Source organism: Streptomyces sp. NPDC001663 (assembly GCF_042893105.1).
Taxonomy (GTDB): Bacteria; Actinomycetota; Actinomycetes; order Streptomycetales; family Streptomycetaceae; genus Streptomyces.
The window spans coordinates 1-2,050 of record NZ_JBIAUR010000052.1 but is presented as its reverse complement, the minus strand read 5'-3'; the positions used below and the strand labels follow the sequence as shown (position 1 = coordinate 2,050).

Genomic DNA, 2,050 nt, shown 5'->3' with positions numbered 1-2,050 from the left:
CCCTGCTTCCATGCGTCGGCCCGCACGCGATCACCCGATCAGGAACCCTGTTCGACCAGACCAGCCCCGTGATCGATAAGCGGATGGCGTCTCAGAGCCTCCACACCTGACGATGCGTCGGCTAGGGTCCAGGCGGGTCCGTACCGAGCGCAGTCGGTACGGACCGCCGCCTTCCCGCCCTCCAACGCGATCGCCGTAGTCGACGGCACGCTGGTGGCCCAGATGACGATCGCGTCCACGATCGACTGTCCCGACGAGTTGCTCACGCGGACACGCCACGCACGCCTGGGAGTTGACCACATACGCCACCAGCCCCCGGGCGTACGGGTCTGGCTATCCCCGACGCGGAGCAGCTGGTCGACGTGCCCCCGTTCTGGGCCGGCACCCAGTCCTCGTGGCGATCACCACGCCCGGCGACCGCATGGCGTCCCGATCATCGGCTGCCCGACCGCTCGAGGTGACAGTGAGGGGGTTGCGGCTGGCCAGGTCACGGGCGAGTCCGCCGAGACCTTCCATCGCACCCGCGACGCCCACGACATCCTGGTCGACCCTCGTGCCAGGGCCGCGCCGAAGTCGCCCGCGCCAGGCAGGTCGCCCTGCCCGAGACCGAAGAGGCCGCCGAGTGACCCGCCAGCAAGAAGCGATGGTCGCCTTCCTGCGCGGCCGGTATACCGAGGGCATCCGAATGGCGAAGGACATCGCGCGAATGCTCACCGTCCAGGGAGCCGAAGTCGAATGGGGCTGACGTTGTCCTTCCTCGGCGAGAACGGCCGCGGAAAGGTGCATATCGTGTGCGTGCCCGTCCCCGGACATGACGGCCTGCCGGCCTCACAGCACTAGGCGCCACGACCGCCGTTGAAAGAGGACTACTACAACTGCCATCGCCCGCACGGCGGTCTCGGCGGCCAGACACCCTACGAACGCCTCAAGCAGAAGGCCACGACTCAGACGTAATCAGTGATCGTCAGTTGCGCACGTCAAGCGCTCTGGTCGGATATATACGACCCGTCGATGACTGGAAATCTGCATGGATCTCCATGCCATAATTGAACTATGATTGATCCCACCAGCATCAATTTGCCCCGATTCCTCACTGGATGGTACGGGGAGCCCGAGGTCGCATCCAGACGTGTACCCAGCGATCATTCATGGCTGCCTCAGCCGCTGAAGGATTGGTATGAGCTGTCATCTCAGTGGACCATGCCACTCATCACCGTGAAAAGAATGCGTTCCCCGGAAGAGATTACAACGGAGGGCAGGAAAGCCGTCTTCCTAGAGGATCAAGGTGAAGACTTCTGGGCTTTCGATCTCGACAATCCCATGGATGTATATGAAGGGAAACTCTACGGCGATTGGGAAAAAGCGAACGAGGATCTTTCCGAGTTTCTGATCCACAACGCTCTCAATGAAGCCGCGTACGGCGCTAGAGCAACACGGTCGTGGGACGCGGTCCCGGAAAGTCTGCTTGCAGAAATCCTGTCCCCAATGGAAGAGGTAGCTTTTGGTGGTTGGAGATGGCCCAGCCCTGGAGGACGTGTATTTGTAAGCGATGCCCTTGTGGCCAATATCGGGCCTGCCGTTGAGGATAGTGCACCATGGGGGGACAGGCCAGGATATGCGGAGGTCCAAATTGGGAGCAGTCGCCCCGGACTCCTCTCCTATCTTGACGAAATAGAGGGAATTGATTGGCTCAAGTCTGGAGCTGTTGATTGATGCCAGGAGGTGCGGTTCCTCGAGATGGCAATGCCGCTTAGAGGAACCGCACAATCATTTCCCGGTAAATGGAATTGTCTGGATTGCTCCGTTCGAATCCATGTACTTCACTTCTAGGCTTGCCCCCTTGGGCAACCAGTCCGCAAGGGAGGCGCTGCATTTTCCACAGATGTAATCGCCGCTCAGGTAGAGGGTACCCTCCATGATTCCCGTTCTCTCCATTGCGGCAGCAGTCTGTGCCTCTAGTGCTGTGACCGCATAGGTTCGCCGGGTTGGTGGTCGTGGCGGTTGGATGTGCGGTGACGTCCGATCCGACTGCTGGAGGCGCGGTGGCCGA

Annotated in this window: 3 protein-coding genes; 2 read left to right on the top strand and 1 reads right to left on the bottom strand. The window is 61.0% G+C overall.

Features of this window, described 5'->3' with window-relative positions; genetic code table 11:
- Window positions 1-622 precede the first annotated feature (622 nt).
- Both ACFY1L_RS55955 and ACFY1L_RS55950 read left to right on the top strand, forming a co-directional pair.
- The gene (locus ACFY1L_RS55955; RefSeq protein WP_388843379.1) at window positions 623-745 is read left to right on the top strand and encodes a hypothetical protein; all 123 of its coding nucleotides are present in this window, start codon (window positions 623-625) and stop codon (window positions 743-745) included.
- Window positions 746-1,200: 455 nt separating this feature from the next.
- Window positions 1,201-1,713, top strand: coding sequence for a hypothetical protein (locus ACFY1L_RS55950; protein WP_388843377.1), 513 nt, complete (start codon window positions 1,201-1,203; stop codon window positions 1,711-1,713).
- A 54-nt stretch (window positions 1,714-1,767) separates the two neighbouring features.
- On the opposite strand, the gene ACFY1L_RS55945 is transcribed toward ACFY1L_RS55950, so the two are convergent.
- Window positions 1,768-2,050, bottom strand: a 283-nt coding sequence (locus ACFY1L_RS55945; RefSeq protein ID WP_388843375.1) for a DddA-like double-stranded DNA deaminase toxin, incomplete at its 5' end; no start/stop codon positions are given.